This window comes from Microbacterium sp. C448, assembly GCF_000582705.2.
Lineage (GTDB): Bacteria > Actinomycetota > Actinomycetes > Actinomycetales > Microbacteriaceae > Microbacterium > Microbacterium lacus_A.
The window spans coordinates 1-962 of sequence record NZ_HG779836.1; the positions used below are offsets into that span (position 1 = coordinate 1).

Below are 962 nucleotides of genomic sequence, written 5' to 3' on the forward strand. Positions count from 1 at the left end.
CCCTGCCAAACATTCTGACGCGCGACACCGAATCCAACCCGCCGAAGATGCTGCCCCGCGCGCGCACGCGATCCCTGATCTGCAGAAACTGAACCAGCTCGCCTCCGCCTGCGGCGCCGTCCATCAGTCCTATTCAGACTTCGTGATGCTCGCCGCTCTGCTGGCAGCACGTTCTTCAGAAGTTTCCGGACTTCAAGTTGGAGACGTGGACTTCACAAAGAACCTCGTCATCATCCGAAGGCAGGTCTTTCCCGGCAGGGGTGGCCTCATCACCAAGCCAACCAAAAGCCGCAAAGAGCGTCGCGTGCCGATTCTCGACCCACTCCGGCCGGTCCTGAAGCGACTCTGCGCGTTCAAGCAATCGGACGCACCACTCCTCGTTGGTCCGCGTGGCGGTTTCCTCACGACGGCCACCGTTCGCGATGCGACCAGCTGGGACCAGGTCGTTGCTGACCTCGGCCTGCCGAATCTCACCAGACACGGTCTCCGACACACCGGTGCCACTTGGCTCGCCGACGCCGGTGTTCCCCTCCATGTCCTCCAAGAGATCCTCGGACATGCCTCAATCGAGACAACACGCGGCTACCTCCACCCCGATGACCGCCACCTCGCCTCCGCCGCGGAACAAGCCAACGCCTTCCTCAGCAGAGACACTCCTCGGAACCCATCGCGACGACCGCGGCAGGGCACGGGACGCGGGCTGTGACCCGCTCCGTCGCCGGTATTCACCGTTCTGGTCCCCTTTTGGTCCCCTTATCCACAGACAGGGCATCGCGACGGATTCTGTCATCCACAGGTCGACTACGCCTACCTGTCCAGGGGGACCAGAGGGGGACCAGAGAAAACGACGTTCAGAAACAACAAATCCCTGATGAAAATTGCTTCTCATCAGGGATTTTCTGTCGGGCTGACAGGATTTGAACCTGCGACCCCCTGACCCCCAGTCAGGTGCGCTACCAAGC

At 61.5% G+C, this 962-nt stretch carries 1 protein-coding gene; it reads left to right on the forward strand.

Features of this window, described 5'->3' with window-relative positions:
- The first annotated feature begins 145 nt into the window (after positions 1–145).
- The gene (locus MIC448_RS16120) at positions 146–706 is read left to right on the forward strand and encodes a site-specific integrase (protein WP_243420059.1); all 561 of its coding nucleotides are present in this window, start codon (positions 146–148) and stop codon (positions 704–706) included.
- Positions 707–962: the final 256 nt, after the last annotated feature.

What these genes read in the sequence shown, in the direction of transcription:
- MIC448_RS16120 (WP_243420059.1), top strand. Translation starts at nt 146, where the DNA reads ATGCTCGCCGCTCTGCTGGCAGCACGTTCTTCAGAAGTTTCCGGACTT.